Source organism: Amorphoplanes digitatis (genome assembly GCF_014205335.1).
In the GTDB taxonomy this organism is placed as follows: Bacteria; Actinomycetota; Actinomycetes; order Mycobacteriales; family Micromonosporaceae; genus Actinoplanes; species Actinoplanes digitatus.
In genome coordinates, this window is the sequence record NZ_JACHNH010000001.1 from 7,554,288 (window position 1) to 7,581,222 (window position 26,935).

A 26,935-nucleotide genomic window follows, 5' to 3' on the forward strand; every position below is an offset into this window, starting at 1 on the left:
ACGGGTCAGAGGCTGTGCACGGCCGGGGCGCTGAACCACGCGCCCGGTCCCGGCAGCAGGGCCCATTCGATGCGCTGGCGGGCCAGCTCCGAGATCGGCGGCAGGTCCGCCAGGCCGAACCAGCCGACGGCCAGCGACTCGTCGTCGTTCACCCGGGCCTCGCCGCCGACCGCGCGGCACCGGAAGGTGATGTCGACGAACTCCGTCTGGTCGCCGTTCGGGTAGGTGTTCGGCGGCTGGGTGAGCACGCTGGTGACCCGCTCGGGCACGACGTGGACCGCCGTCTCCTCGTACACCTCGCGGACCACGGTCTCGGCCGGCTGCTCGCCCGGGTCCATGACCCCCGCGACCAGCGCCCAGCGGCCATTGTCGGAGCGCTGCCCCAGCAGGAGCCGGCCGGCGTCGTCGAAGACGACGGCGGTCACGCCGGGCAACAGCAGCGGGCGGTGCCCGACGACCTCACGGAGGCTCTTGATATACGGCGAAATGGGCATGCCGGACAAGATAATGCCGTCGGGCGGCACCGCCGACCACGCCGCGCAGCGTGTTGTCAGCCGATCAGCGGGCGGACCTCCTCCGCGACGAACCTGACGAAACCCTCCGGCTCCGGGTCGTCGGCGGTCGGCTGGAGCACCACCGTCGTCGCGCCCGCCTCGGCGAAGCGCTCGATCGTCGCCGCCACCGCCTTGGCGTCCCCGGCCGCACCGGCGAAGTCCATGCCCGAGCTCTCCTGCTGCTTCGCGATCCGCCGCTCGGCCGTCGGCCCGGTCGCGGCCGGCACGAACACGACAAGCTCGTGTCCCTCGCGGCCGCCGATCTGCGCACGGGCCGCCGCCACGCCCTCCGGCGACGTCCCGGCGACCAGGATGGTGCCGTCGGCCAGCTCGCCCGAGAGCCGCAGCGTCTTCGGCCCCGTCGCGCCGAACAGCAGCTCGGGCGCGGGGTCCGGCACCCAGTCCAGCGCGACCGCGTCGAGCCGCACGTAGCGGCCGTGGGTGGTCACCGTCTCGCCGTGCAGCAGGGCGCGCAACGCGGTGGCGTGCTCGCGCAGCAGGGTCATCGGCGAGGCCGCCTTGGCGCCGACCTGTGCCATCCACTCCTGCACACCGTGGCCGATGCCGACGATCGCGCGGTCGCCGAACATCCGGCGCATCGTGGCGATCTCCATCGCCGCGAGGGCGACGTTGCGGAACGGCACCGGCACGATGCCGATGCCGACGCTGAGCCGGGTGGTCCAGGCGAGGGCCGCCGAGGCCGCGGCGACGCCGCCGTTGAGGAAGCAGTCCTCCCACAGCCAGAGCTGTTCGAGGCCGGCCTCGTCGGCGGCGCGGGCGATGTCGCGCAAGCGTTCGGGTGGGTTGGAGGGCAGGAAGACGGCGCCTAGTTTCGTCATGGCGCCATCGTCCCCGGCGCCTGTGACAGAAACCGGCCGCTCACCGCTCACCGCCGAGGCGGGCGCGCGCCTCCATGAGCGCGAAGCCGAGCAGGTTGAGCCCGCGCCACCGGGCCGGGTCGGCGGCGCGCTCGTCCGTGGCCGCCAGGCCGATGCCCCAGATCCGGTCGGTGGGGCTCGCCTCGACCAGGATCCGCTCGCCCGTGCCGACCAGGAAGTCGCGCAGCTCCGGGCGCTGGCCGAACTTGGCGACGCTCGCGTCGACCACGATGGCGCGGCGCTGGTCGGCCCAGGTCCGCTCGTCGAAGCCGTGCACCCGCCGGCCCAGCATCTTGGCCTGGCGCGGGTGGCTCGCCGCGACGATGCGGCGCGCGGCCTCGTCGTCGCCGAAGAGCAGGGCCTTGCGCCACATCATGTAGTGCTCGGCCGAGGCGAACCGGACGCCGTCCACCGTGAAGGCCGACGGCCACCACTGGCTGAGGCAGCCGGTGCCGATGGAGCCGTCCCGCTGGGGGCGATGGCCCCAGAAGAACACGTATTTCACCCGCCGGCCCGACCGCGCCAGCTCGATCACCTCGTCGACGGTGCCCGGCATCTCGCTCACGCCGGGAATTATGCCGCCGACCCCCGACATCCTCACCGCGATTTCGGGGGGATATTAGTTGAGATTTATATAAGCTAAGCCGCAAACACCGGGCGAAAATGTCGGTGGTGATCGATAGATTCATCGTGCGGATCGGCGCCACGGGGGCGCCGATCCGTCCATCTATCCGGCGGTGCCGCGCAGCAGGGTCTCGGCCGATTCACGGATCCGGGCCGGCAGCTCCGGCGGTGACTCCACAGTGAAGTCCGCGCCCATCGCGCCGAGGATCATGACCGGCCAGCTCAGGTCGTCCACCCTCATCCGCAGCCGGCACTCGGCCGGCGACACGTCCTCGACCGTCGCCCAGTGGCCGACGAACTGCCGCACCGGCTCTGCCGCCCGGTGGATCACGACGGACACGTCGTAGCGGTTCGGCGCCACGGCCAGCCGGGTGCGCATCCAGGCGACGGGATCGCCGCCGGGTATCTCACGCGGGCGGAAGCGCGCACCCGTCGCGGCCGGCGCCGCCAGCCGGTCGACGCGGAAGCTGCGCCAGTCGCCCCGGTCCAGGTCCCAGGCCACGAGATACCAGCGGCGGCCCAGCGACACCAGGCGGTGCGGCTCGACGTGGCGCGCCGAGGACTCGCCGTCGCGCGGCGTATAGCCGAAGCGCAGCCGCTCCTCGTTGCGGCAGGCCATCGCCAGCGTCGTCAGGGTCGTCGCGTCCAGCGTCGGGCCGCCGCCGAAGACGCCCGGCGCGGTCGCGGCCTGCAGGGCGTCGATGCGCCGGCGCAGCCGGGGCGGAAGCAACTGGATGACCTTCGCCAGCGCGCGCACCGAGGTCTCCTCGAAGCCGGCCACCGCGCCCGCCGCCGCCGTACGCAGGCCGATCGCGATGGCGACCGCCTCCTCGTCGTCGAGCAGCAGGGGCGGCACCGCCGCACCCGCCTGCAGCTGATATCCGCCGGCGACGCCGCGCGCCGCGTCGACGGGATAGCCCAGCTCCCGCAGCCGGTCGACGTCGCGGCGGAGCGTGCGAGGGCTGACCTCGAGCCGCTCGGCCAGCTCGGTGCCGGGCCAGTAGCGGTGGGTCTGCAAGAGCGAGAGCAGCCTCAGCATCCGAGCACTCGTGTTCGCCATGGATTCAGTCTCGCCTCAATTGCGGTCTAAAACTGGCCGCTTTGAACCCTAGCGTGGGACCCATGATTGAGACGCACGAGCTCACCAGGCACTTCAAGGACGTACGCGCCGTGCAGGGCATCGACCTCACCGTCGCCCCCGGTGAACTGGTCGCGCTGCTCGGCCCGAACGGCGCCGGGAAGTCGACCACCCTGCGCATGCTCACCACGCTCATCGCGCCGACCTCCGGCACCGCGCGGGTCGCGGGCTTCGACGTGGTCCGCCGGCAGCGCGAGGTGCGGCAGCGGATCGGCTACATCGGACAGGGCAACGGCGCCGGGCACAGCCAGCGCGGCCGCGACGAGCTGATCAGCCAGGGCCGCGCGTACGGGATGAAGGTCGTCGCGGCGCGGCGGCGGGCCGCCGAGCTGATCGACTCGCTCGGCCTCGGCGAGGTCGCCGACCGGACGGTGTCCACGCTCTCCGGCGGCCAGCGCCGCCGGCTCGACATCGCCATGGGCCTGATCCACGCGCCGGAGCTGCTCTTCCTCGACGAGCCGTCCACCGGGCTCGACCCGCAGAACCGCGCCAACCTGCAAGAACACATCCTGCGGCTGCGCGAACGGCACGAGACCACGATCGTGCTGACCACGCACTACCTCGACGAGGCCGACTCGATGGCCGAGCGGGTCATCGTGATCGACCACGGCCGGATCATCGCCGACGACACCCCCGCGCGGCTCAAGACCGAGCACGTCGGCGACCGGATCATCCTGGGCTTCGACCACGAGGTCGACGCGGCGGCGGCCGCGGCGAGCATCGCGCATCCCCTGCGGCGCCACGGCACCCGGCTCACGATCTCCGTACCGAACGCGCCCCGGCTCGTGCCCGACCTGCTCGAGGACCTGCGGGCCGCGGGCGTACCGGCGGCCGAGGTGGAGGTCAGGCGCCCGACCCTCGACGACGTGTTCCTCACCCTGACCGGCCGCAGCCTGCGCGAGGGCGGCGCGGCCGCCGAGACCACCGAACGCGACAACGCACTCGTGGAGGCCTGAGCCATGTCCAACCTCGTCACCGACACCGGCGTCGTCTTCAGCCGCGAACTGCGCCCGATGCTGCGCAACCCGTTCGGCATCGTCTTCTCCATGGTCCAGCCGCTGGTCTTCCTCGGCCTGTTCGCGCCGCTGCTGCCCGACGACCTGGCGCTCCAGTGGTTCGTGCCCGGCATCGTGGTGATGTCCTGCCTGTTCGGCACGTCGATGACCGGCTCGAACCTGCTCTTCGAGATACAGACCGGCTCGCACGAGCGGATGCTCGTCACGCCCCTGCGCCGCCCCGCGCTGCTGATCGGGCGCGCGCTCAAGGAGATCGTGCCGGTGATCGCCCAGGCGGCGGTGATCGTGGCGATCTGCCTGCCGTTCGGCTTCGAGCTGCACCTCGGCGGCGCGCTGCTCGGCCTCGCCATCCTGTGCGTCTTCTGCCTGGGGCTCGGCGCCCTGTCGTACACGCTGGCGCTGGCCGCGAAGAACCAGGAGTGGCTCTTCTGGACCGTGCAGCAGACGCTGCTCTTCCCCCTGCTGCTGCTCGCCGGCATGCTACTGCCGGTCTCGGCCGGACCGGGCTGGTTGCAGACCCTGTCGAAGTGGAACCCGCTCACCTATGTGGTCGACGCGGAGCGCGCACTCTTCGGCGGCGACGTCTGGGCGACGACGACGGTGACCGGCGCGGTCGCCGCGACCGGCGTCGGCGCGGTTGGCCTGCTCGTCGGTGTCCGGGCGATGAAGCGCTCCGACTGATCGCACCGGGCGGAGTACCGGACCGGCCCACTTGCCACCGCGTGCAGATCATGGAAACTGGACGGGATTCGCGCCCCGCGGATCCTCCTCCGGGCGCCGCGGCGCCGGACTGTGCGGCGCGGGGCGGCGCGGAACGGTTACCGTCGTTCCCGCATGTGCTGCGAGCGACGGGGGACCACGGGCGATGTTCGGGCGAGGGCGGCGCGAGGTGCCGCTGATCCCGCGTACGTTCGGCCGGCTGATAGAGGGCCTGAACCGGCCCCGGCGCGCGATCCCGCAGGCGCGGCGCGAAAATCCCGATGCCGTCGTCGACTGCGCCGTCTATCACGACGGGACCAGGCGGCCCGGGCCGGTGCACTACGCCGACGCCGCCCGGCGGGCACACCGCCAGCGCGACGCCTTCGTGTGGCTCGGCCTGCACGAGCCCGACGAGGCCACCATGGCCGACATCGCCCGGGTCTTCGGGCTGCACGAACTCACCGCCGAGCAGGCCGCCGCCGCCGGGCACCGGCCGGCCGCCGAGACGCTCGGCGACGTCACCCGGCTGGTGCTGCGGACCGCGCGCTACGTCGAGCACCAGGAGCTCACCGCCACCTCCGAGGTGGTCGACACCGGCGACGTCACCGTGCTGATCGGGCCGCGGTTCGTGATCACCGTCCGGCACGGCGCCGCCGGGGCGCTCAAGCCGGTACGCGAGGAGCTCGAGCAGCGGCCCGCCCTGCTCGCACAGGGCCCGTGGGCGGTCGCGTACGCGGTGTGCAGCCGCATGGTCGACCTCTACCTCGACGTCGCCGGGCACGTCGAGCACGACCTGGAGGCCCTCGAAGAGGTCGCCTTCTCCGCGAGCAAGCCGCCGGACATCGCGCACATCTACCAGCTCAAGCGGGAGATGGTCGAGTTCAAGCGTGCCGTGATACCCCTGCAAGAGCCGTTGCAACGGCTGCTCGACCGCGGCGTCGTGCCGGCGGAGCTCCAGCCGTACCTGATCGACCTGCGCGGGCGGCTCGCCCGGGCCGTCGACCGGGTCGCCGGCTTCGACGACCTGCTCAACTCGATCCTCCAGGCGCGGCTGGCGCAGGTCTCGGTCGACCAGAACAATGACATGCGCAAGATCGCTTCATGGGCGGCGATCGCGGCCGTGCAGACCGCCATCGCCGGGGTCTACGGCATGAACTTCGAATACATGCCGGAGCTGCAATGGCGGTACGGCTACCTCGGCGCGCTGCTGCTGATGGCCACCGCCGCCGTGCTGCTGCACCGCAGGCTGAAGAAGGCGGGTTGGCTGTGACGATCGCGGAGCCCGAGGAACGCTGGGCCGCCCTCGGCCGACGGGCCTGCGTGGTGCTGGCGCCCCTGTTCCTCGAGATCGAGCACGTCGGCAGCACCGCGGTGCCCGGCCTGCCGGCGAAGCCCATCATCGACCTGATGGCCAGCGTCGATCACCTCGACGACGTGAACAACCAGACCCTGGCGACGTACGGCTACCAGGCGGTGCGCTCCGACATGCCGGCGCGCCTCTTCTACCGGCGCGAGGACTACGACAGCACGGGCTACCACCTGCACGTGGTGACCGCCGAGAGCTGGCCGACCCGCAACGAGCGGCTGCTGCGCGACCACCTGCTCGCGCATCCCGCGGACCGCGAGCGCTACGCGGCCCTCAAGCGCGAGCTGATGGACCGCTACGGTCCCGGCGACGCGTATACGCAGGGTAAGACCGAACTGATCCAGGAGCTGACCGACGCCGCCCGCGCGGCCCGGGGCCTACCCTCGGTGCCGGTCTGGGAGCAGTAGGTCACGCTGCGTGCCCGCACCCGTACCCAGCATCGGACGTTGCGGCCGTGACCAGGCATAACGCCTGAGGTCCCACTAGTCACAGAACTCCACCGAACGGTCACGGACCCGTCAACCGGTCCGCATGATCTCCACTCCGGACAGGTCCCGAGTGTGCACCGCTCTGCCGTGGCAGCCGAACACGCAAGGTAACTACCGTTTGGTTTCGATCACTGCACTGGGGGCTGCTGGGTGGAGAGCACGGTTACCGAGGCCGAACCGCGGAGCCTGGACGCCGGTGCCGAGAGGCCCGGCCGCGCCGGCCTCGTGGCCGCCCTGCGAGGGCATCTGGATCTGTTCCTGAACGCCGGTTCGCTGATGGCGACGACCGCGATCACCTCGCTGTTCGGCTTCGCGTACTGGTGGCTCGCCGCCCGGAGCGCGCCCGCCGAGGCCGTCGGTCAGGCCTCCGCGGCCGTCTCGGCGATGACGCTGATCGGCACGATCGGGATGTTCGGCATGGGCACCATGCTGATCTCCGACCTGCCGGCGCTGCGCGGCCGCAAATGGGAGCTGATCTCCACCTGCCTGCTGGTCGCCGGCGGCGCCGCCACGGCGGGCGGCCTCGTCTACGTGGCGCTCGCGCACCTGGCCATCCCCGGCCTCCAGCACGCGCTCGGCGGCACGGCCGCCACCGTGCTGCTGGTCTTCGGCATCGCGCTGAACGCGATGACGCTGGTCCTGGACGAGGCCCTGGTCGGCCTGCTCCAGGGTCCGATGCAGCTGATGCGCAACGCCTGGTTCTCGGTGATCAAGCTGGTCCTGCTCGGCGCCCTCGCCGTGCTGCCGCTCACCCTCACCGGCGGCGAGCTGCTGCTCACCTGGATCGCCGGCATGGTCGCGTCGGTCGCGATCCTCGCTCGCGCCCTGCGGCGCAAGGGCGCGATCGATTCGGTACGCCCACGAGCGTCGCTGCTGCGCGGCCGGGGCCGGTCGACGTTCGACCACAACCTGCTGAACCTGGCCACCTACCTGCCGCGCGCGGCGCTGCCGCTGGTCGTCACCGCGGTGCTGTCGGCCGAGGCGAACGCGTCCTTCTACACCGCCTTCATGGTGCTGTCGTTCCTCGCCATGGTCCCGGGCAACGTCGCGCTCACGCTCTTCGCGGTGGCCAGCGGCGACAAGGCCGCGCTGCGCTCCAAGGTCCGGATGGGCCTGCTCATCTGCCTCGGCGTCGGCCTGCCGGCCTCGCTCGTGGTGGTCTTCGCCGCGAAGCCGATCATGGGTCTCTTCGGCGCGGGCTACGCGGAGAGCGCCGGCACCGCGCTGACCATCCTGGCGCTGACCTACCTGCCGTTCGTCTTCCACCACTTCTTCCTGGCGATCTCGCGGGTGCAGGGCCGGGTCCGCGGCGCCGGCATCTTCTCGGTCTTCGCCGGCGCCGCCGAACTCGCCGCCGCCTGGTACGGCGGCAGCCGCGGCAGCCTCACCGAACTCGTCACCTGGGTGGCGCTCGTGATGGCCGCCGAGACCGTGCTTGTCGCGCCGACCGTGCTCCGGGTCGTCTTCGCCCGCACACCTCTGGAGGAGAACATCATGGCCACCACCAGCCTGACCCTGCGCGAGCGCGCCTGGCTTCCACTGGAGTACATCCGGACCGTCGGCCCGCTGACCGGCGTCACCGCCGAGCGGCTGCGGAACGCGCTGATCGGGCTGCACGCCGCCGACCCGACCCACCGGGCCGTGTCGCGGCTCGACCGCTCCGGGGCACGGTGGGAGCACATGGACGCGGCGGCGTTCGCCGCCTACGTCCGCGAGGCCGTCACCGACCTCGGCGACGGGCCGGTCGACTTCGACGCGATGACCCGGGAGCTACAGGCGGAGCAGCGGGCACACCACCCCGTACGGATCCTGGCCGGCGGCGGCTACGTCGCGATGAAGGTGGCGCACGCGTACGGCGACGCCGGTCCGGTCAACACGCTGCTGCGGGAGCTCGTCCGCGCGGCCGGCGAGGAGCGGGCGGCGACGATCGCCCCGTCCACGCGGCACCGCCTGGCGCTGCCCAAGGCCTGGTGGAAGCAGTTCGGCACCAAGCCGGGCCGCTGGCGGGAGGGGCTGAGCTTCGCCCGGCCGCCGCACCAGGAGTCGTCCGCGACCCGGCCCTGGACCGCGAGCCTGACCGTCGAGACCGCCCGCTCCGCCGACGTGCTGGGCAAGATGCGGGCGTGGCGCGACGAGTACTCGCCGGGTGTCACCACGTCGGCGATCACGTTCGCGGCCTTCACCGCGGCGCTGCGGGAGCTGGGGCTGAACCCGGACGAGTCCGGTGGCACGTTCCTTGCCGACGCCCGCCGGTACGTGGACAAGGGCGTCAGCATCGACAGCAACTTCTGCATGGGCCCGTACCTGAGCCCGCCGAGCCTGACCGACCCGCAGGCGATTCACACCACGCTCAAGGCGGAGCTGGCCACCGGCCGGATCCTGACCATGATGCTGCTGCGCGAGGGCAAGATCGCGGTGACCGGGGCGCCGGGCCTGCCGGATCCGTACCCGGCCGAGGCGCCGATCGAGCCGCGGCCCCGGCTGACGTTCAGCAACCAGGGGCGGCACGACGTGCTGGCGGACCTGCCCTGGGCGGGCGACGTCGCCGGCCGGGTGAACCAGAGCGTGCCGACGCTCAACGGGCCAGAGGGCATCACGCTCACCACGTCCGAGATGGGCGGGGTGCTGCACCTGGAGGCGACGTTCCACGCCTCCACCTACGACCCGGCCGTGGTGGCCCGGGCGCTGCGGCTGGTCTGCACCGACCCGGCCGCGCTGATCATGGCGACCCGCTGATTCGAGGGGTCACCCAGACCGGTCCTTACGCGCGGTCGGCCGCCCCCGCCGGCCGCGCGTAAGGATCTCAGCGTTCGTGGTGGTCGGGGTCGCGCAGCACGGGGAGCAGGAACCAGTAGGTCCTGGCCTTCTCGACCGCGGCGCTGCCGCAGGTGTTGTAGCTCAGTGTCGCCTCGAGGGGCACCATCGTGTTCCGGTTGTAGTCCGCGTCCACCTTGAACGCCGTGTAGTCGGGCCGGTCCGGCTTGAGGTCGGAGTCGCGCCGGAACGAGGTGTACGAGCCGGTGTTCTCCGGGTAGGTGACGCCGACGTGTTCGGCCCGGACGGTCACCTTGGCGTCACAGATCCTCGTGCCGGTGTCCCACCAGACTTTGATCCAGGTCGGCTGGTGCGCCATGACGACCTCGAGCCAGGGGACCACCGGGTTCGGACCGTGGTGCCCCGCGGCCGCCGGGGTCGCTGTCAGGGCTGTCGCCGCCAACACCGCGGCCGCCAGCACGCCGATTCGCCGGATTCCGTTCATAAACCCTCCAAACGCCTTGAACAGCAATATTCCGCATGATATTGCGATCTTGGGCGCATAGAGATTGCTTTCGGAAAAGGCAAGAGCATGACAAAACGCGTGGCCGGCCAGTTGGCCGACCGCGCGTTCGTCTATCGGTACTGCAAGGGCTTCAGCAATTACCCACGCTGACCGCCACCCTGCTGACCGCCACCCTGCTGACCGCCACCCTGCTGACCGCCACCCTGCTGACCGCCACCCTGCTGGCCCCCGCCCTGCTGACCGCCACCCTGCTGGCCCCCGCCCTGCTGACCGCCACCCTGCTGGCCCCCGCCCTGCTGACCGCCACCCTGCTGGCCCCCGCCCTGCTGACCGCCACCCTGCTGGCCCCCGCCCTGCTGACCGCCACCCTGCTGGCCCCCGCCCTGCTGACCGCCACCCTGCTGGCCCCCGCCCTGCTGACCGCCACCCTGCTGGCCCCCGCCCTGCTGACCGCCACCCTGCTGACCCCCGCCCTGCTGACCGCCACCCTGCTGACCCCCGCCCTGCTGGCCCCCGCCCTGCTGACCCCCGCCCTGCTGACCGCCACCCTGCTGACCCCCGCCCTGCTGACCGCCACCCTGCTGACCGCCACCCTGCTGACCGCCACCCTGCTGACCCCCGCCCTGCTGGCCCCCGCCCTGCTGACCGCCACCCTGCTGGCCCCCGCCCTGCTGGCCCCCGCCCGGGTGACCGCCACCCTGCTGGCCCCCGCCCGGGTGACCGCCACCCTGCTGGCCCCCGCCCGGGTGACCCCCGCCGCCCGGGAAGCCGCCGCCGCCCGGGTGGCCCCCGCCGCCCGGGAAGCCGCCGCCGCCGGGGTGGCCCCCGCCGCCCGGGTGGCCTCCGCCGGCGAACACGACGACCGGCATGGCCAGGTTGAACGACCTGCGCATCGTGCGGTCGCGCCGCCCGCAGTTGTCGTACTCGATGACGGCGGTCAGCCGCGCGATGCCGGAGCGACGGAACTGCGGGTTCACCAGGAACGTCGTGACGTCACTGCGTCCCGGGAACAGCGAGTCGCTCCGCGTGAAGGACGTGAACCGGCGCCCACCCGGGTAGCCCACGTACACGCCGGGGCTGAAGACCCGGACCGCGACGTCGCAGATGCGGCGGTCGGTGGCCCAGCGGATGCCGACCCAGGTGGGCGAGAAGGCCCGGACGGTCCGGATCCCGTTGGAGACGGGCACCGGGCCACGCGGCGCCGCTTCCGCGGCGGTCGGCGCCACCAGCGACGCCATGCCGATGGTGGAAGCGGCGGCGGCCGCGAGGGCTCCGATTCGACGACCCTTGCTCATCCCAAATCCTCCGAAGCTAGTCAGCTACCAGGCCTGACGGCCGGCATGACAAGGAGGCTATGGGACGTTTTTATCCGGAGACGCCGTTTAGGTGGCGTTTTGGGTGTTTCATAGCTTTTTGACCATTATATGGAGACCCACTAGTCCGTTCGTCCGATGATCAAATGCCTCCGGTACGGTGCCGACGATCGTGAAGCCGAGCGCCCGCCAGAGGTGCACGGCGGGTGCGTTGCTCTCCACGACCGCGTTGAACTGAATGCTGTGGTAGCCCTCGCGACGCGCCCACTCGATGACGTACTCGCCCAGCGCCCGGCCGACACCGCGACCGTGCCGCTCGGGGTTGACCATGAAACTGCCGGTGGCCACGTGCGCGCCACGCCCCGGCCGGTTCGGGCCCATCTTCGCCGAGCCGAGGATGTCGTCGCCCTCGACGGCCACGACGGTCAGCCCCGGCGGCGACTCCATCCACAGCGCCCGCGCGTCGTCCGAGCCGAGGCCGAGCGGATAGACGTACGTCTCGCCGGCCTCCACGATCCGCGACCAGAACGGGTAGATCCGGGCCCAGTCCTCCGGGGCCGCCTCTCTGATTTCCATGGCTGGGAACATACGGCGACATAGATCTCCGGCGCGCCCGAGCCCTCTCCGGCTAGTCGGATTTATGGGTTCAAACCATCTTCAACCCCCTGATAAGGGACGATAAGTGAAGTATCGGCTACAGAGGGGGATGGCATGTCGCTCAGCGCGGCCCATTCGGCGGCGTTCCGCCGCGAGGTGCCCCAGGAACGCCGGGTCTGGTCGATCCGGGACACCGCCGGCTTCCCCGCGCCCCGGGACGCGACCGGGAACCGGGCCATGCCGTTCTGGTCCAAGCCGACGCGGGCCGGGCGGGTGGTCGAGGCCGTCGCGGCGTACCAGGGCTTCGAGGTGGTGGAGATCCCCGTCCGCGACTGGCTCGACAGCTGGCTGCCCGGCCTGCGCCGCGACGGGCTGCTCGTCGGCGTGAACTGGGCCGGCGCGCTCGCGACCGGCTACGACGTGGCGCCCTCCCGGGTCGCCGGGTGGTTCGCCGAGCTGGACTGAACCCCTTTCGGGGACGTCGTGGTGGACGGCGACGGGGAGACGGCGGCCGACGAGGACTCCGGTGCCGGTGCCGACGGCAGCGGGCGTGACTGGACCGTCCGCTCCGGCATGTCGAAGCGCCAGCCGTCGTGCTTGAGCTTGGGGATCAGCTTCGTCAGCGCCGCGACCGTCTGCTCACGCTCGCCGCCGCCGTCGTGCACCAGCACGATCGCGCGCGGCGTCAGCTGCTTCTCGATGCGGTCGGCGATGACCTCCGCACCCGGCAGCAGCCAGTCGTCCGGGTCGACGACCCAGCCCAGCGGCGTGTGGCCGAGCTCGTTGCCGACCTTCGCGGACCGGCCCCACGAGCCGTACGGCGCGCGGAAGTACGGCACCGTCGCACCCGGCGCGGCCGCGGCGATGGCCTCGTCCGTGCGGACGATGTCGTCGCGGGCCGCCGCCGCGGTGACCTTGCCGAGGTCGTCGTGCTTCCAGGAGTGGTTGCAGAGCCGGTGTCCCTCGGCGACCATCCGGCGCACCAGCTCCGGGTACTTCTCGACCTCCTCCCCGACCATGCAGAAGGTGGCCTTTACCTGCTGCTCGGCGAGCAGGTCGAGCACCTGCGCCGTGTACGGCGACGGACCGTCGTCGAAGGTGAGCGCGAGTCGCTTGCCCTTCCCGGCGGTGTTCACGACCGGCACGCCGGGCGCCGGCTTGCGGTACTCGTCCTTCGGCTTGCCGTCGGTCTTGGCACGCCCGGCGTCGCCGACGTCGATCCGGCCCACGTGCGCCGGCCGCGGCAGGGCCTTGCTCGGCGTGCCGTCGAGCGCGTCCCGGGTGAAGTCGCGCCACAGCCGCGCGGGCACGGTCTCGCCCTTGATCGCAGCGCCCGCCGAGTCGCGGATCGGGCCGGGCCGCGCCTTTCCGAGCCAGACCGCGGTGGCCAGCTCCGGGGTGTACCCGACCATCCAGGCGTCCTGGTTGTCCTTCGTGTCGCCCCACTGCTGCGCGCCGGCCTTGCCCGCGGCGGGCCGGCCCGGCAGCACGTCGCCGCCCTTGACCACGGCACCCAGAACGGTGGAGACGTCGGCCGCGACCTCGCTGTCCAGCACCCGCTTGGCCACGGGCACGGACGTCCAGAGGCGCCGGCCGTCGGGGGCGGTCACGGTCTCCACGAAGTACCGGTCGTGCCGGACGCCGCCGGCGGCGAAGGTGGCGTAGACGGAGGCGAGGTCGCCGGGGGTGACCGGATAGCGGCCGATCGCGATGTCCGAGCGGGTCCGGCCCGGCGTCGGGTCGCCCTTGGCGTCCACCAGCGTCGGTGCGCCACCGTACGTCCTCGCGACGCCGAGTGCGTACGCCATGGACCGGACGGTGGCCGCGCCGATCTCCTCGGTGACCGCGTAGAACGGGGTGTTGAGCGAGTCGACCATGGACTTCTCGAGCGTGCAGTTCGGGCACTGCAGGCCACCGCGGTTCGCCAGCGGCACGCCGAGCCGGCCGGCGAAGACGCGCGGTGAGCTGCCGTCCCAGCGCGACAGGTAGCCGATGCCCTTGCTCAGCGCCGCGGCGAGCACGATCGGCTTGAACGTCGAGGCCGCCGGGTGCGCCGCCGAGGCGTCGTCGAAGTAGCCGCGCCCCTGGTCGCCACCGTAGTAGGCGCGTACCCCGCCGGTCGCGGGGTCGACCGCGACCAGCGCGGCCCGCAGGTCCTTCGGCTGGCCCGCCAGGTGGGCCGCGACCTGGTTGACGGCCGCGCCGTGCACGGCCGGGTCCAGGGTCGTGGTGATCGACAGGCCCAGGGTGTGCAGCGCCCGCGGCGTCACGCCGTGCGCGGCCAGCTCACGCTCGACCCGGTCGATGACCAGGCCGTTGGGGCCCGGGGTTCCCTCGCCCCCGGAGTTCACCGGCGGATAGTGCGGCTCCTCGGCGAGCCAGCCCAGCTCGCGCTGCGACTTGATGATCCAGGTCCAGCGGGTCCGCGCGGCGGCGGCGTCGTTCGCCGGATCGAAGCCGTACGGATCCTTGATCACCGAGGCCAGCACGGCGCCCTGCGCGGGGGTGAGCCGGTCCGGCGTGATCCCGAAGTAGGCGTTCGCGGCCGCCGCGATGCCGTACGCGCCGCGGCCGTAGTAGATGGTGTTGAGGTAGCGCTCGAGGATCTCGTCCTTGGTGTACTCGCGCTCCAGCCGGATGGCGAGCGCGAACTCCTTCGCCTTGCGCTCCACCGACACGTCCTGGGTGAGGTAGGCGTTGCGGGCGTACTGCTGGGTGATCGTCGAGGCGCCCTGCCGACTGCCGCCGACGTCGGCGACGACGGCGCGCAGAACGCCGCGGATCGAGACGCCGCTGTGGTCGTAGAAGTCGCGGTCCTCGGCGGCCAGGACCGCGGACCGGACCGCCGGCGGCACGGCCGACAGCGGCACGTCACTGTGGTCGGTGGTGCCGATCCGGGCCAGGATGGTACGGCCGTCGCGGTAGTACAGCGTCGACGCCTGTGGCTCGGCCGCCAGGGCGGACATCGGCACGGACTCGATGTACGCCTCCACCACCCCGGCGCCGGCACCGCAAAGGAACAGCGCGACCACGACGAGCCGCACGACGATCCGCCGCGGCCTCCACCTCTTCCGCTGATGATCTCCCACGCTGAGGTGACGAGAGCCGACCATCGATTGGTGTACCCCGCGGGGGAACTACTTTACGTACACGATTCCTCACCTTTCATCTACGGGCAGTGACCTGGTGTTTCGCGGAGGTTGCCAGAATGGCGGGTGAAACATGTCTCTTCGCGCCACGAGTTCGTGCCGGGCGGCAGGTGGTCGTCGGGCCGGGGCTACCCCTATGCTTGCTCCACTGCAATCAAAAAGGGGTGCACCGGTGCGGACTCTCGAGATCCTCGTCGTCGACGACGACGACGCCGACGCCCTGATGATCGCCGAGGCGCTGGAGAACGCGGAGCGCGGCGCAACGGTCAACCGCGTCGCCGACGGCCGCGAGGCGCTGGACTACCTGCGCCGCACGCACCCGTACGAGAGCGCCCAGCGCCCGGACCTGATCCTGCTGGACCTGAACATGCCCCGCATGGACGGGCGCGAGACCCTGGCCGCGATCAAGTCCGACGAGCGGCTCAAGGCGATCCCGGTGGTCATCCTGACCACGTCGGGCGCGGCGCCGGACATCGCGTCGAGCTACCAGCAGCGCGCGAACGCCTACGTGACCAAGCCGTTCGGCCTGGACGAGTTCGAGGCGACGGTCCGCACGATCGACCGCTTCTACGGCGAGATCGCCAAGCTCCCGCCGGGCGACTGACCTGCGGTTATAGCGGCGCCCGGCGGGGTATCCGGAGGGCATGTCGCAGAACAACGCCCCCGAGGACCTCGGGGCACCGCAGTCGTTCGTGGTCCTCGCCGACGGCACGCCGGTCTACGACCGCGCGGGCGACAGCGCCGGCACGGTGGCACACGTCCTGGCGGACCGGCAGGAGGACATCTTCCACGGCCTGGTCCTGAAAACGTCGGACGGCCACCGCTACGCGAGCGCGAGCCAGGTCGACGGCATCTTCGAACGCGGCGTGATCATCTCGGTGCCGGCCCACGAACTGAAGGAACCCTCGGCGGAGGCGACGGCGGACGGCGACGCCACCTTCGCGGAAGGCCTCCGCCGGGCCTGGAGGTGGCTCATCCAGCCCCGGTGACGGCGACCCGGCCCTGGGCGGAGCCGTCGGTGACAACCCAACGGCCCCGCCCACCCCCGTAGGCATCGAGCCCATCGACGAGCGTGCCCGACTACTCTGAAATCCGGATTGATGAAGGCTGAAATGCCGTACCGGAACGGGAGGGCCGCCGCGCCATGTGGGATCTGCGCATCCTCGGGCCGGTCGAGCTCCTCGCCGACGGGCGCCGCCTCGACCTCGGACCCGCCAAGCAGCGCGCCGTGCTCGCGGCGCTCGCCGTCGACGCCGGGCGCACGGTGCCCGTCGAGGTCCTCATCGACCGGGTCTGGGACGAACATCCACCCCGGACGGTACGCAACGCCCTGCACACCCACGTGCTGCGGCTGCGCCGCTCCCTGGAGACGCTGGGTGACGCCGCCCGCCTGGAGTTCCGCGACGGCGGCTACGCCCTGAGCATCGATCCGGAACGGGTCGACCTGCTCCGGTTCCGGCGCCTCGCCGGCCGCGCCCGCGGCCCCGCGCAGAGCCCCGGGCAGACCGCCGACCTGCTTCGCGAGGCGCTCGGGCTCTGGCACGGCCAGCCGCTGGCCGGCCTGCGGGGCGAGTGGGCCGCGCAGGTCCGCGACGAGTGCGAGCAACAGCGGTTGTCCGCGACGCTGACCCTGGCCCCGATCGAGCTCGAGCTGGGCACGCCGCCCGGCGCCGTCGCCGACCTGGTCCGGCCGCTGCTGGAGACCCACCCGCTGGTCGAGCCGCTGGCGGCGGTGCTGATCCGGGCGCTGCGCGCCGACGGGCGGCCCTCCGAGGCGCTGGCCTGCTACCGACGGATCCGGCAACGGCTGCGCGACGAACTCGGCGCCGCGCCGGGTCACGAGCTCGAGACGGCACACCAGGCCGCCCCGCGCCGCCCGGCCGCCGAGGCGTACGTGCCGCGACAGCTGCCGCTCGACGTCCGGGGATTCACCGGCCGCGAGGCCGAGCTGTCCACCCTCGACGAGTTCCTGGACGAGGCCGACGGCCTGCTCGTCGCCGTGGTCTCCGGCACCGCCGGTGTCGGCAAGAGCACGTTGGCGGTGCACTGGGCGCACGAGGTCCGTGACCGGTTCCCCGACGGCCAGCTCCACGTCAACCTGCGGGGATTCGACCCGGGCGGCCCGCCCGCCGCACCGGCCGAGGTGCTGCGCGGATTCCTGGAGGCGCTCGGCGTACCGTCGCAGCGGATCCCCGGCGACGTGCCGGCGCAGGCCGCGCTCTTCCGCAGCCGGCTGACCGGCCGGCGGATGCTGATCCTGCTCGACAACGCGGCCGACGCCGCGCAGGTCCGCCCGCTGCTGCCCGGCGAGGCCGGCTGCCTCGCCCTGGTGACCAGCCGCGCCTCGCTGTCGGGCCTGGTCGCCACCGAGGGAGCCCGGCCGCTGCGCCTCGACACCATGTCCGGCGCCGAGGGCCGCGAGCTGCTCGCCCGCCGGGTCGGCGAGCATCGGATCAAGGACGACCCCGACGCCGTGGACCGGATCCTGACGGCCTGCGCCGGCCTGCCGCTGGCCCTGGCCATCACGGCGGCCCGCGCCGCGACCCACCCGAGCTTCTCCCTGGGTACGGTCGCCGCCGAGCTCACCGAGGCGCGAACCCGCCTGGACGCGCTAGCCGACTCCGACCCCGCCACCGACGTACGGGCGGTGTTCTCCTGGTCCTACCGCACCCTCGACCCGGCCGGAGCGCGCCTGTTCCGCCTGCTCGGCCTGCTTCCCGGCCCGGACGCGGGCATCAACGCGGTCGCGAGCCTGGCCGGCATGCGCACGGACGAGGTGCGGCCGCTGCTGGCCCTGCTGATCCAGGCCAACCTGCTGGCCGAGCAGCCGGCCGGGCGGTACGGCTGCCACGACCTGCTCAGGGCGTACGCGCGGGAACTGACCGACCGGATCGACCCGGAAGCCGACCGCCGGGCGGCGACCCACCGCGTGCTGGATTTCTATCTGCACACGGCGCTGGCCGGCGATCACCTGCTCTACCCGAACCGCACGAAGCTTTACGACCGGCCGGATCCGGTGGCCGCCGGCGTGACGCCGGAGCCGCTCGCCGACATGGCGGCGGCGCTGGACTGGTTCGCCCGGGAGCAGCGGCAGCTGCGCGCCGCGGTCGACCTCGCCGCGGCCGCGGACCTCGGCACGCTCACCTTCCTGTTGACCTGGGCGCTCGGTACCTACTACGACCGGGACTGGAACGGCCGGGACTGGATCGCCTGCCTGGAGATCGCGCTGGCGGTCGCGCAGCGGCGCCCCGACGATCCGCTGCGGCTGGCCCGGATCCACTACAGCCTCGGGAGCGCCCAGCGTGAGCTGGGCCACCCCGACCGCTCGCAACACCACTTGGAGCTGGCCCTTGAGCTGCTCGACGGCCGCGACGAGGTCGGCGAGCGGGCCATCGTCCACCTCAACCTGGGCACTACCGTGCGCGAGCTGGGCCGCTACGACGAGGCGCTGGAGCAGGCACAGCTGGCCCTCGAGGTGTACCGGGCACACGGTTGGCGCGCCGGCGAGGCGAGCGCGCTGAACAACATGGGCTGGGTCCACGTGATCCTCGGAAACTACGAGGTGGCGCTGGACCACTGCCAGCGCGCGGTGGCGATCCAGGAGGAGCTGGGCAACTGGCCGGGCGCGGCGCACTCCTGGGACAGCGTCGGCTACGTGCACCACCACCTCGGCGCGTACGCCGAGGCCCTGACCTGCTACCGCCGGTCCCGGGAGCTGTTCCGCGAGCAGGGCGACCGCCGCCTGGAGGCGATCATCCTGACCCACACCGGCGACACCCACCTGGCCGCCGGCGACCCGGCCCTGGCTCGCGACGCCTGGCGCCAGGCGCTGGACATCTACGAGGAGATCGATCACCGGGACAGCGCGGAGATCCGCGCAAAACTCCGCAGCGACCTGGCCCGAGTCGCCCAGAGCTCCTAGCACCGGTTCGCCGCGAGCGCTGAGTACCGGCGAGCGATCCGCGCGGGCGATCTGGCCCGGCTGCCGCAGGCTCTTGGCTCGGCGGGCGGAGTACCGGATTCGTGCTGGTGAAACGTGTGCGGGCCGGCCGGAGACCGGCCGGCCCGCGTTACGCGGTTCGCGTCGCGATCAGATCGCGCTGCCCTTCTTGTACTCGTCCCAGCTCATGTTCCAGTCGGTCCAGCCGTTGCCGTTCTTCAGCTTGTCCCCGGTGCCGCTGACCGTGATCGGGTCGCCGAGCATCGTGCGGCCGAACAGCCACTTGCCGTTGGCCATCGAGACGTTCACGCAGCCGTGCGAGACGTTGGCCCGGCCCTGCACACCCTCGGACCACGGCGCGGCGTGGATGAACTGGCCGCTCCAGGTGATCCGCTGTGCATAGTCGATCTTGGTGCGGTAGCCCTCCTCGGGGCCGAGCTCCGCCAGCGTGTCGAAGACCGTGTGCGCCTTCTTCTCGATGACGACCATCGTGCCGCTCGACGACGGGGTGCTCTTCTTGCCGAGGCTGACCGGGATGGTCTTAATGACCTTGCCGTCCTGCTTGACGGTCATCTTCTTGGTCTTGTTGGAGACCGTCATCACCAGCGCACGGCCGGTCTTGATGTCCACGGTCATGTCGGTGCGGCCGTACCAGCCGTCGCCCATCGGCACGCCGGCGAGCTGCACCTTGTAGAGGATCTTGGTGTGGGCCTGCCAGTAGGTCTTCGGGCGGTAGTGCACCTCGGTCGGGCTGACCCAGTGCCAGATGCCCTCCTGGACCGGCGACGCGGTCACCACCATGCGGCGCTGGACTTCGCCGCGGTACTTGGCCGGGACCGAGCGTCCGAACCTGACGATCAGCGGCATGCCGACGCCGACCGTCTGGCCGTCACCGAGGAAGCTCGTCACCCGCACCAGCTTCGACGGCTTCTTCATCACCGTGAAGGTGCTGCTCGCGCTGCCGCCCTTGTCGCCCGAGGGTGTGCCGGTGACCGTCACCGTGTAGGTCTTGCCCCAGCCCAGCGCCTTGGCCGGCCGGAAGACCTTCTCGTCCTTGTCGAGCACGCCGGTGACCTCGGCGCCGTCGGCGTCCTTGACCTCGACGGAGGTGTTCTCGGCGTCCTCGGAGTCGTACTTGATCTCGGTCGAGGCGACGACGTCCTTGGCGTCCGCGGCCGGCGACGTGACCGCCACCGTGCTCAGCGTCGGCTGCGGGGAGGGAGATTCCGAAGCGGTCTTGCCGTCACCGCCGGCGCCACCCTGCCACGAGGGCGAGTCGCCCTTGTCGCCGCTGCACCCGGCGGTGACCAGCACACTCGCGGCCACCAGCGCCGCCGCGGCCATCCGCCACGGCCGCCGCCCGGCCAGGCGGGCCTGACGGAGCGTCACCACGTCCACGGACCGTTCTCCACGAAGTCCCATGATCCCTCTCAGCGCGCCGTCGTCCAGGCGCCAATCTTCCTCCATGAATGCCGGGCCACCAATCCCGGATTCGTGCCGCGACCCCTGGAGAGGGGGGCCGCACCTGGATAGGTGCTGAGAATCACGCTGCGTGCCGAGGTCAGGCGGTGGCCCGGGCCGCCAGGTCTGCGGGCACCGGCAGGGCGCTGCCCTTCACGAAGTCCTTCCAGCTCAGGTCCCACGCCGTCCAGCCGTTGCCGGCGGCCAACTTGTCCCCAGTACCCCGAACGGTGATCGGATCCCCGATCAGGGTCTTGTCGAACAGCCAGCGGGCGTTCGACGGGGACACGTTGACACACCCGTGTGACACATTCCGGCGGCCCTGCGAGCCGACCGACCACGGTGCCGAGTGGATGTACTGGCCGCTCCAGGTGATGCGCTGGGCGTACTCGATCTCGGTCCGGTAGCCGTCGTCCGGCCCGAGCTCGGCGGTGGTGTCGAAGACGGTGGACGCCTTCTTCTCCATCACGACCATGGTGCCGCTCGACGAGGGCGTGCTGGACTTGCCGAGGCTTACCGGAATCGTGCGGATCGTCTTGCCGTCCTGCACGACGGTCATCTTCTTGGTCTTGTTCTCGACCTTCATGACGAAGCTGCGACCGATCTTGGCAACCGCGCCCCGGTCCTGGTCGCCGTAGCGCCCACCGCCGGTGGGCAGGCCGCCGACGGCGATGCGCACGCTGAGCTTGGTGCCGGCCGTCCAGTAGTCCGGTGCGCGGTAGTAGGCCTGTGTGCCGCTCGCGGTCCACGACCAGACACCGGGCTGCGCCGGCTCGGTCTTGACGAACATCCGCTTCTGTACGGCGGCCCGGTCCTTCTTCTTGATGCCGGGGTTGAACTCGACGACGACCGGCATGGCCACGCCGTACGTGTGATCGTCGAAGAGGTAGAGCCCGGTACCCGTCTCCTTGCCCGGCCGTCCCATGGTGGTGAAGCTGGTGGAGGCCGTCTTGGCCTGCCCGGCGGCGTCGACGGCGGTGACCGTCGCGTCGTACCGCTTGCTGGTCTTGAGGGGCTTGCTGGGCACCCAGGCGGAACCGTCGTCACGAAGCGCGCCGTCGACGGCCTTGCCGGAGGCATCCTTGAGCGCGACGGTGGTCACATTGCCACCGGAGACCGTGAAACCGATCTCAGCGCTGATCGGCACGTCCTTCTTGCCCGTGGCAGGCGTCACACTGAGTGACAGCGCACCGGCGGTCGAGGCGGACTCGGGCACGACCCCGGCGGACGGCGGAGCCTGCGAGGCACCCGCACCCACCCAGGCGGCGGTGGGTTCGTCCCCATCTCCGCAGGCAGCCAGCGCCAGCGGCGTGACCACCGCCAACGCCACAACCGCCACGACCGAGCGCCGCATGCTGACCATTCTGTGCCCCGTTCTCACGTTCCGGCTGGCACATCCTGCCCTATCCACGCAACATCCGGTGTCATCCGCAGGGCGGGTTTAGCTCCGACGATCATGTCGACGGCCCGATTTCAGGACGCCCGGGAGCCCGTGTTAATGTTTCTGCGTTGTCAGCGAGCGCCGCTAGCTCAACTGGCAGAGCAGCGGACTCTTAATCCGCGGGTTGTAGGTTCAAGTCCTACGCGGCGCACTTGTGATCATGGCCCCGACCAGGCGTTCTTTGTCTGGCCGGGGCCATTTTTTTGTCCCTTGTGGACGATTGCGTGATCCACGTGTGATCTGGAGATGCTGACACCTGGCGACAGGGGCCAGCATCCGCCGTCATAGCGGCCAGCCGGTGATCCAGCTCACCTGCCGACACGGCCAACGTCGCCGCCCGGTTCCATCGCCTTTGCGCCCTTGTGGGCTCGTTGCAGAGCTGGTGTCGAAGAGCGCACCGTTGGGCGGGGAAGACCGCTGATACCCACCGTGGATGAGCCGCGGGCCGCGCTGCGGAATCGCACTCCGGCATGTAGGTGCCTAGCGGGTCCAGTTCGACGCCGGCTGAAGCACTACGAAGCCTCAGATCGGAGGGTCGGTGATCTGGCCTGCGTTCACCCGCGAATGCGATGAAGTCGTCGCGCTGCGGGTCGAAGGCGAGGAACACCGCACGGCGCGGCAGCGGCTGGCCCAACCAAGGATCTCTTGACGCGAACCCGGGACGTCAACGTATGACCCGGCGTTGCGGGCCGTCGCCCTGCCAAGATGCGATGAACACTCCGCGCTCGAGCTGATTGACGAAGACAGTGCTTGCTCAGCCGCGTATCCCTGACCGCGAAAGATCACTAGATCGTTGGAGGCGGGTCTCGGGGTGGATTCGGCAGGTTCAGCGGCTTCCCGGTGGGGGGCGTGCGATCCTGAGGCCACGGGCCGGGTGCGCGCGGTGAAGTCGCAGCCAGGCCGGCGGGCACCAGTTTCCGGACCATCGGCCCAGCCGCATAGCGCCGCCGGGATCAGCGATTCGCGACGGGCCAGTGAGACGTTTGGCCCTCTGTGTCCAAGTCGCCTACTGGCCTGGAGGAATGCGGCCACCAGCGGTGGCGCGACATCGTTGATGCGCCCGGCGCGAGGCTCGGCCGCTGGAGCTGGTGTTCTTGCCGAACGCCGCCCCGGAGGGCACCCGTCCTGGTAATGCTGCCGCGTTTCGCCGACTCGCTGTCGTTCCAGTATGTCGACATCACCCATGCAGGATGACACCGGAGTCTGTGCACAGGTCCAGTCCGCGCGCTGTCAACGGTCAGTGCCACCTGGAGGCGGCGAATCACGGTTCGCAGCGGTCGACCGAGGTGAGTCTTAGAAGGCGGCCCGGTATAGCAGGCGGATGGGACCAGGGTTCCACTCTGGTCCCATCCGGTGGGCGTGGCAGGTTCGAACCTGCGGGTCGCCGTTTGTTGAGGCGGTTCACCGCCGGTTTGCGCCGGCCGCCAGTCACTGGTCGGGGCCTGGCGGGTGTTCAGGCGGTGCGGATGCCTCGTTCCTGGCGGCTCTGGGTGATGCGGTGTTCCGCGACGTGGCGGGCCTTGTCGGCGTCGCCGATGGCCGCGCTCAGAATGTCGGCGAGTCCTTGGGCGCCGCCGGACGCGCCCCAGTGTCCTTCGGGGATCTCCAGCGGGAAGACCCACACCCGCTGATGGGCGTTCTTGTCCCCGGAGCCTTCGGCGCGCGCGAATGCGTCGGTAACCTCCGAGATGAGCTGCTGCTTCTTGGCGGCGCCATTGAGCTGCCCCTCCGGCACCCGGGCGATGACTCGGTAGTGGGGCTTGTCGGGGATGGCGCCGCCGACGAAGACCTCGGTCCGGTGCAGGAAGGCCCAGGAGATCTGGCGCACGAAGACGTTCGACGGGTCGGCGCCTTCGGCGCGCAACAGGATCGAGGTCAGCTCGTCCATCAGAATGTGTTCGGCGTCCGGGTCGAGCGCGCCGGCGGGGATGTAGACGTCGAGCATGGGCATACGTGTCTCCTTCGAAGGGTGCACAGATGTGCTGGCGGGTCGGGTGGTGCGGTTCAGAGCTGCGCGGTCAGTTCGGCGATGACGTCGTCCAGTGGCGCGGTGCTGCGCTGGGCGCGGGCCAGGATCACCGCGCCCTCGATGGCGGCGACGGTGAGGGTGGCGAGTGTCGCCGCTCGCGGTTGCGGGACGTCGTGCGCGGCCAGTAGGTCGCGGTATTGCTCCTGCCAGCCGATGAACACCTCGCGGGCGATCTCGGAGGCGGCGGGCATCTGGTCGCTGCCGTCGACGGTGAGCCCGACGAGTGGGCAGCCCGTGCGGTAGTCGCTGGTAGTCAGCAGCGACCGAAAGAACTCGCCCAGGTGTGCGAGTGCCTCCCGTGGGTGTAGCGGGCCGTCGTCCGACTGGAGGAACGCTGACATGCGCTGACCGGCGACGCGGGCCGCTGCGGTGATCAGCTCCTCCCGGCCACCCGGAAAGTGGTGGTAGACCGACCCCCGCGGCGCTGCGCTGTCGGCGAGAACACCATCGATCGTGGTACCCGCCGCGCCTCGGGTGGCCAGCAGCTTCACCGCGCTGTTGACCATCCGCTCCCGACTGCTGATCTTGCCCCGGGGCATCGGTGTCGCCTTCATCGCCATGGTTATGGAATATAGCAGATACCATATTCTGCCTGCAAGGAGGCAGTTATGCGCTGCTGCTCGACCACCAACACGCTTACGTCCGGGGCCACATCCATCCAGCGCAGCCCGGCGGCCTCACACCGGCGCAGACCCGCAGTGCAATCAGCCATCACATCGCCGCAAGGCGATCCTGGATCCGGTCTGCCCAGTGGCCTCTCCGCCACCACCGGGCGGACGATGACCCAGGTAACCCGCGAAGCCTCTGCGACGGGTAGTGGCGCAGAGATCGGCGACATCGGTGACATCGACCGCTTCGCCAGCCGGGCACACTTCGCGTCCTGGAACGGCACCGCCCCGATCGACGCCTCGTCCGGAGATCAGAACCGGCACCGGCTGTCGCGGGCCGGGAACCGACGCATCAACCGGGCCCCCCATCGCCATCAACCCGCGCAGAATGCCATAAAGGACCGGCAGGGCATCGGCACTTCCATCGAACGCTCCGAGCGGTACGGAGCCTCCGCCGTGAGGGTGCACACGAAATGCGCAGAGGGTGTAGCCGTACTTCGTCATCGCCAGTGCGGTCCTTTGTGATCATCATTGGTACGTTGGCCCCGCGGATCATCGACTCCTGCGGTGGCCGGACGGCCTGGTCGCGGGTCATCTCGGCTGGGCCGTTTCGACACCCGCCCAACGGATTTCGGCGGGTGGTCGTTGCCGCGCCGGTGACGTCCGGGATCGCGGGCAGCGGCGGCGAGGACGAGCCGGGCGGTGGCTTCCGCCGGGCAGGCCAGCAGGTCGGTCAGGACGCGGGTGCAGGTGTCGGCGGTGAGCACGGCCCTGCACGGTCTTGAGATCGACGTCTGCACAGTGCGCCGGGCTGGCCGCACCGTGACGCAGGTCGTGCAGCCGAACCGGTGGCAGCCCGGACTCGAGGACCAGGTGGCGGCGGGTCAGGTAGTCCGGGTGCAGCGGCGCCCCGTCCTCGGTGATGAACACGTAGCCGCTGTCCTGCCAGGTGTCCCCCGGCGTTCGTTGCTCGGCGCGTTGCCGGCGGCGATGCTCGCGCAGCAGCCGACTCGGAGCCGTCTTCGGCGGGCCGACCGTGATCAGGTGGCCGTTGGCGATGTGCTGCTGCTCGATCATCGCGAATCCGGCGTCGAGGTCCGCATCGGAGCCCGGCGGCCTCACCCCCACGCAGCCCCGCGCAGGGCGATCAGCCACCACATCACCGAAAGCCGGTCCCGGGCGACGAAGCGTAGGAAGTATCAGCTTCCATGGCTGCGTTCCGGCAACCCCGGACAGCTCGAATTCAGAAGCCGACCCGTACTCGATGACCTACACCCGCACCGTTTGACACCTCCACCAACACTCATCGTCGCCCTCTCGCCCTCGATCGGATACCTCGACGATGACTGGCCGACGACTGGTGGACCGCTCTCCCAGGTCGGGTGAAGCCCTGCGTCTTGAGCCTGTGCCAGGGTCGGGGCCGGGTCAGCCGGTGCGGCGACTGTTGAGGTGATCGGCGAGTTCCTTCTCGCCCCAGACTTGGGTGAAGCCGGGTTGGTCAACGCCAACGGCTGCGGCCTCCTCGGCGCTGAGCAGGCGCGTGGCGCCGCCCGGTGACTCGGCCAGTCCGTATTCGCCTGCCTCGTCCGGGTCCCACGGAACGGGTGCGTAGTAGAACTCAGGTTCGGCCGCCGGGATCAGGCTGTCATCGTGCCCGAGAAGGAACCAGCCGCCGTCGTGTAGGCCTTGGTCGTCGGTGTAGTAGTTCCGCTCGATGACGACCGGGCCAGCGGGCGCGGCATCGGTGGGCTGAACGCCCTTGACGACGGCGATCGCCGTCCCGAATCGGTTCCGGGCCGCGACGACCGCGACGTGGAAGCCGCCACCCGTCGCCTGCAACGCGACCAGATCACCGATCCGATACTTACGGCTTGGCTGCCGAGATGCGGTGGTGATCGCGGTGACGTCCTCTGCTGTCGCGTCGGCGAGGATGACGCCGGCATCGTGGAGCGCTGTCACGAGGGCAGCGGAGACTGTATCGGGTCGGCCGTCTGAAGCCGATGTGAGACCGGCGAGCAGATTTGCCGCGAGGACGAATACCGCGTCGTTGAGGTCGCCGGCCCTGGACGGCCGGCCCGATTTGGCTGGGCGGCGGCCATCCCGGAGTACGGCGTCGAGCTTGGGCGGGTGCCCGCCGTCAGCCATCCCCGAGCTGATGATCTCCAACAGCTCGGCCAGGGTCGGTGGCCCGGCCATCTCGTCGGTGAACTCGACGACGATTTCGTAGATCAGTCGTCCCGCCCGCGCGAGATCAGCGCCGTTCATCAGCACCCCTGGTGGTGTTGGCCGTGTGTTCTCACTTCTCGTACACCGGAAGCATTGCCGGGCTTAGTCACTCCGGAAGCGTCGAGCTT

General features: G+C 70.9%; 24 protein-coding genes and 1 tRNA gene. 12 read left to right on the forward strand and 13 right to left on the reverse strand.

Annotation, left to right across the window (positions count from 1 at the left end):
- Positions 1–5: 5 nt before the first annotated feature.
- From BJ971_RS33175 to BJ971_RS33190, 4 genes are all read right to left on the reverse strand, one after another.
- Entirely contained in the window at positions 6–494 is a 489-nt protein-coding gene (locus BJ971_RS33175; protein WP_184997149.1) for an NUDIX hydrolase, read from the reverse strand.
- Positions 495–550: 56 nt separating this feature from the next.
- The gene (locus BJ971_RS33180; protein ID WP_184997151.1) at positions 551–1,393 is read right to left on the reverse strand and encodes an LLM class flavin-dependent oxidoreductase; all 843 of its coding nucleotides are present in this window, start codon (positions 1,391–1,393) and stop codon (positions 551–553) included.
- A gap of 40 nt (positions 1,394–1,433) precedes the next feature.
- Complete coding sequence (gene ybiA / locus BJ971_RS33185) at positions 1,434–2,006, reverse strand: riboflavin biosynthesis intermediates N-glycosidase (RefSeq protein ID WP_498368186.1); 573 nt, start codon at positions 2,004–2,006, stop codon at positions 1,434–1,436.
- 153 nt (positions 2,007–2,159) lie between these two features.
- On the reverse strand, positions 2,160–3,116 hold the full coding sequence (locus BJ971_RS33190) for a helix-turn-helix transcriptional regulator (RefSeq protein ID WP_184997153.1): 957 nt from the start codon (positions 3,114–3,116) through the stop codon (positions 2,160–2,162).
- A 62-nt stretch (positions 3,117–3,178) separates the two neighbouring features.
- Between BJ971_RS33190 and BJ971_RS33195 the strand changes: the two genes are divergently transcribed.
- The 5 genes from BJ971_RS33195 to BJ971_RS33215 all read left to right on the forward strand — a co-directional run bounded on the left by BJ971_RS33195 (position 3,179) and on the right by BJ971_RS33215 (position 9,499).
- The gene (locus BJ971_RS33195; protein ID WP_184997155.1) at positions 3,179–4,150 is read left to right on the forward strand and encodes an ABC transporter ATP-binding protein; all 972 of its coding nucleotides are present in this window, start codon (positions 3,179–3,181) and stop codon (positions 4,148–4,150) included.
- Between the two features lie 3 nt (positions 4,151–4,153).
- A complete protein-coding gene (locus tag BJ971_RS33200) occupies positions 4,154–4,891 on the forward strand; it encodes an ABC transporter permease (RefSeq protein ID WP_184997157.1) in 738 nt (245 codons plus the stop codon).
- A gap of 184 nt (positions 4,892–5,075) precedes the next feature.
- Positions 5,076–6,179: a magnesium and cobalt transport protein CorA gene (locus BJ971_RS33205; RefSeq protein WP_184997159.1), complete on the forward strand. Its 1,104-nt coding sequence runs from the start codon at positions 5,076–5,078 to the stop codon at positions 6,177–6,179.
- Complete coding sequence (locus BJ971_RS33210) at positions 6,176–6,682, forward strand: GrpB family protein (RefSeq protein ID WP_184997161.1); 507 nt, start codon at positions 6,176–6,178, stop codon at positions 6,680–6,682. The genes BJ971_RS33205 and BJ971_RS33210 overlap by 4 nt, the downstream gene beginning before the upstream one ends.
- 231 nt (positions 6,683–6,913) lie before the next feature.
- Positions 6,914–9,499 carry a lipopolysaccharide biosynthesis protein gene (locus BJ971_RS33215; RefSeq protein WP_184997163.1) on the forward strand — a complete coding sequence of 862 codons (2,586 nt, stop codon included), beginning with the start codon at positions 6,914–6,916 and terminating at the stop codon, positions 9,497–9,499.
- Between the two features lie 67 nt (positions 9,500–9,566).
- On the opposite strand, the gene BJ971_RS33220 is transcribed toward BJ971_RS33215, so the two are convergent.
- On the reverse strand, positions 9,567–10,022 hold the full coding sequence (locus BJ971_RS33220) for a hypothetical protein (protein ID WP_184997165.1): 456 nt from the start codon (positions 10,020–10,022) through the stop codon (positions 9,567–9,569).
- Positions 10,023–10,057: 35 nt separating this feature from the next.
- Here BJ971_RS33220 and BJ971_RS33225 point away from each other — a divergent pair, with 35 nt between their 5' ends.
- A complete protein-coding gene (locus BJ971_RS33225; RefSeq protein WP_184997167.1) occupies positions 10,058–11,452 on the forward strand; it encodes a hypothetical protein in 1,395 nt (464 codons plus the stop codon).
- On the opposite strand, the gene BJ971_RS33230 is transcribed toward BJ971_RS33225, so the two are convergent.
- Positions 11,447–11,932: a GNAT family N-acetyltransferase gene (locus tag BJ971_RS33230; RefSeq protein WP_184997168.1), complete on the reverse strand. Its 486-nt coding sequence runs from the start codon at positions 11,930–11,932 to the stop codon at positions 11,447–11,449. The two genes, BJ971_RS33225 and BJ971_RS33230, sit on opposite strands and share 6 nt — an antisense overlap.
- Before the next feature lie 135 nt (positions 11,933–12,067).
- On the opposite strand from BJ971_RS33230, the gene BJ971_RS33235 reads away from it, so the two are divergent.
- Entirely contained in the window at positions 12,068–12,418 is a 351-nt protein-coding gene (locus BJ971_RS33235) for a DUF2750 domain-containing protein (protein ID WP_184997169.1), read from the forward strand.
- Here the strand turns inward: BJ971_RS33235 and BJ971_RS33240 are convergent.
- The gene (locus BJ971_RS33240) at positions 12,367–14,997 is read right to left on the reverse strand and encodes a transglycosylase domain-containing protein (RefSeq protein WP_239087680.1); all 2,631 of its coding nucleotides are present in this window, start codon (positions 14,995–14,997) and stop codon (positions 12,367–12,369) included. The two genes, BJ971_RS33235 and BJ971_RS33240, sit on opposite strands and share 52 nt — an antisense overlap.
- Positions 14,998–15,274: 277 nt before the next feature.
- On the opposite strand from BJ971_RS33240, the gene BJ971_RS33245 reads away from it, so the two are divergent.
- The 3 genes from BJ971_RS33245 to BJ971_RS33255 all read left to right on the forward strand — a co-directional run bounded on the left by BJ971_RS33245 (position 15,275) and on the right by BJ971_RS33255 (position 19,024).
- Complete coding sequence (locus tag BJ971_RS33245; protein ID WP_239087681.1) at positions 15,275–15,706, forward strand: response regulator; 432 nt, start codon at positions 15,275–15,277, stop codon at positions 15,704–15,706.
- A gap of 40 nt (positions 15,707–15,746) precedes the next feature.
- Complete coding sequence (locus BJ971_RS33250; RefSeq protein ID WP_184997173.1) at positions 15,747–16,091, forward strand: PRC-barrel domain-containing protein; 345 nt, start codon at positions 15,747–15,749, stop codon at positions 16,089–16,091.
- Positions 16,092–16,246: 155 nt separating this feature from the next.
- Positions 16,247–19,024: an AfsR/SARP family transcriptional regulator gene (locus BJ971_RS33255; RefSeq protein WP_184997175.1), complete on the forward strand. Its 2,778-nt coding sequence runs from the start codon at positions 16,247–16,249 to the stop codon at positions 19,022–19,024.
- A 168-nt stretch (positions 19,025–19,192) separates the two neighbouring features.
- Here BJ971_RS33255 and BJ971_RS33260 read toward each other — a convergent pair whose 3' ends face one another.
- Both BJ971_RS33260 and BJ971_RS33265 read right to left on the reverse strand, forming a co-directional pair.
- Positions 19,193–20,386, reverse strand: coding sequence for a L,D-transpeptidase (locus tag BJ971_RS33260; protein ID WP_239087689.1), 1,194 nt, complete (start codon positions 20,384–20,386; stop codon positions 19,193–19,195).
- A 217-nt stretch (positions 20,387–20,603) separates the two neighbouring features.
- Entirely contained in the window at positions 20,604–21,866 is a 1,263-nt protein-coding gene (locus BJ971_RS33265; protein WP_184997179.1) for a L,D-transpeptidase, read from the reverse strand.
- 156 nt (positions 21,867–22,022) lie between these two features.
- On the opposite strand from BJ971_RS33265, the gene BJ971_RS33270 reads away from it, so the two are divergent.
- Positions 22,023–22,095: transfer RNA gene (locus tag BJ971_RS33270), tRNA-Lys, on the forward strand.
- 1,302 nt (positions 22,096–23,397) lie between these two features.
- On the opposite strand, the gene BJ971_RS33275 is transcribed toward BJ971_RS33270, so the two are convergent.
- On the reverse strand, positions 23,398–23,895 hold the full coding sequence (locus tag BJ971_RS33275) for a tautomerase family protein (RefSeq protein WP_184997181.1): 498 nt from the start codon (positions 23,893–23,895) through the stop codon (positions 23,398–23,400).
- Positions 23,896–23,948: 53 nt separating this feature from the next.
- The gene (locus tag BJ971_RS33280; protein ID WP_203709522.1) at positions 23,949–24,533 is read right to left on the reverse strand and encodes a TetR/AcrR family transcriptional regulator; all 585 of its coding nucleotides are present in this window, start codon (positions 24,531–24,533) and stop codon (positions 23,949–23,951) included.
- Between the two features lie 219 nt (positions 24,534–24,752).
- Between BJ971_RS33280 and BJ971_RS41790 the strand changes: the two genes are divergently transcribed.
- Positions 24,753–25,106 (forward strand): transposase, encoded by a 354-nt coding sequence (locus BJ971_RS41790; RefSeq protein ID WP_239087682.1) that lies wholly within the window; start codon positions 24,753–24,755, stop codon positions 25,104–25,106.
- A gap of 66 nt (positions 25,107–25,172) precedes the next feature.
- On the opposite strand, the gene BJ971_RS33290 is transcribed toward BJ971_RS41790, so the two are convergent.
- Positions 25,173–25,658 (reverse strand): site-specific integrase, encoded by a 486-nt coding sequence (locus BJ971_RS33290; RefSeq protein ID WP_184997183.1) that lies wholly within the window; start codon positions 25,656–25,658, stop codon positions 25,173–25,175.
- A gap of 348 nt (positions 25,659–26,006) precedes the next feature.
- Positions 26,007–26,846 (reverse strand): hypothetical protein, encoded by an 840-nt coding sequence (locus BJ971_RS33295; protein WP_184997185.1) that lies wholly within the window; start codon positions 26,844–26,846, stop codon positions 26,007–26,009.
- Between the last annotated feature and the right edge of the window lie 89 nt (positions 26,847–26,935).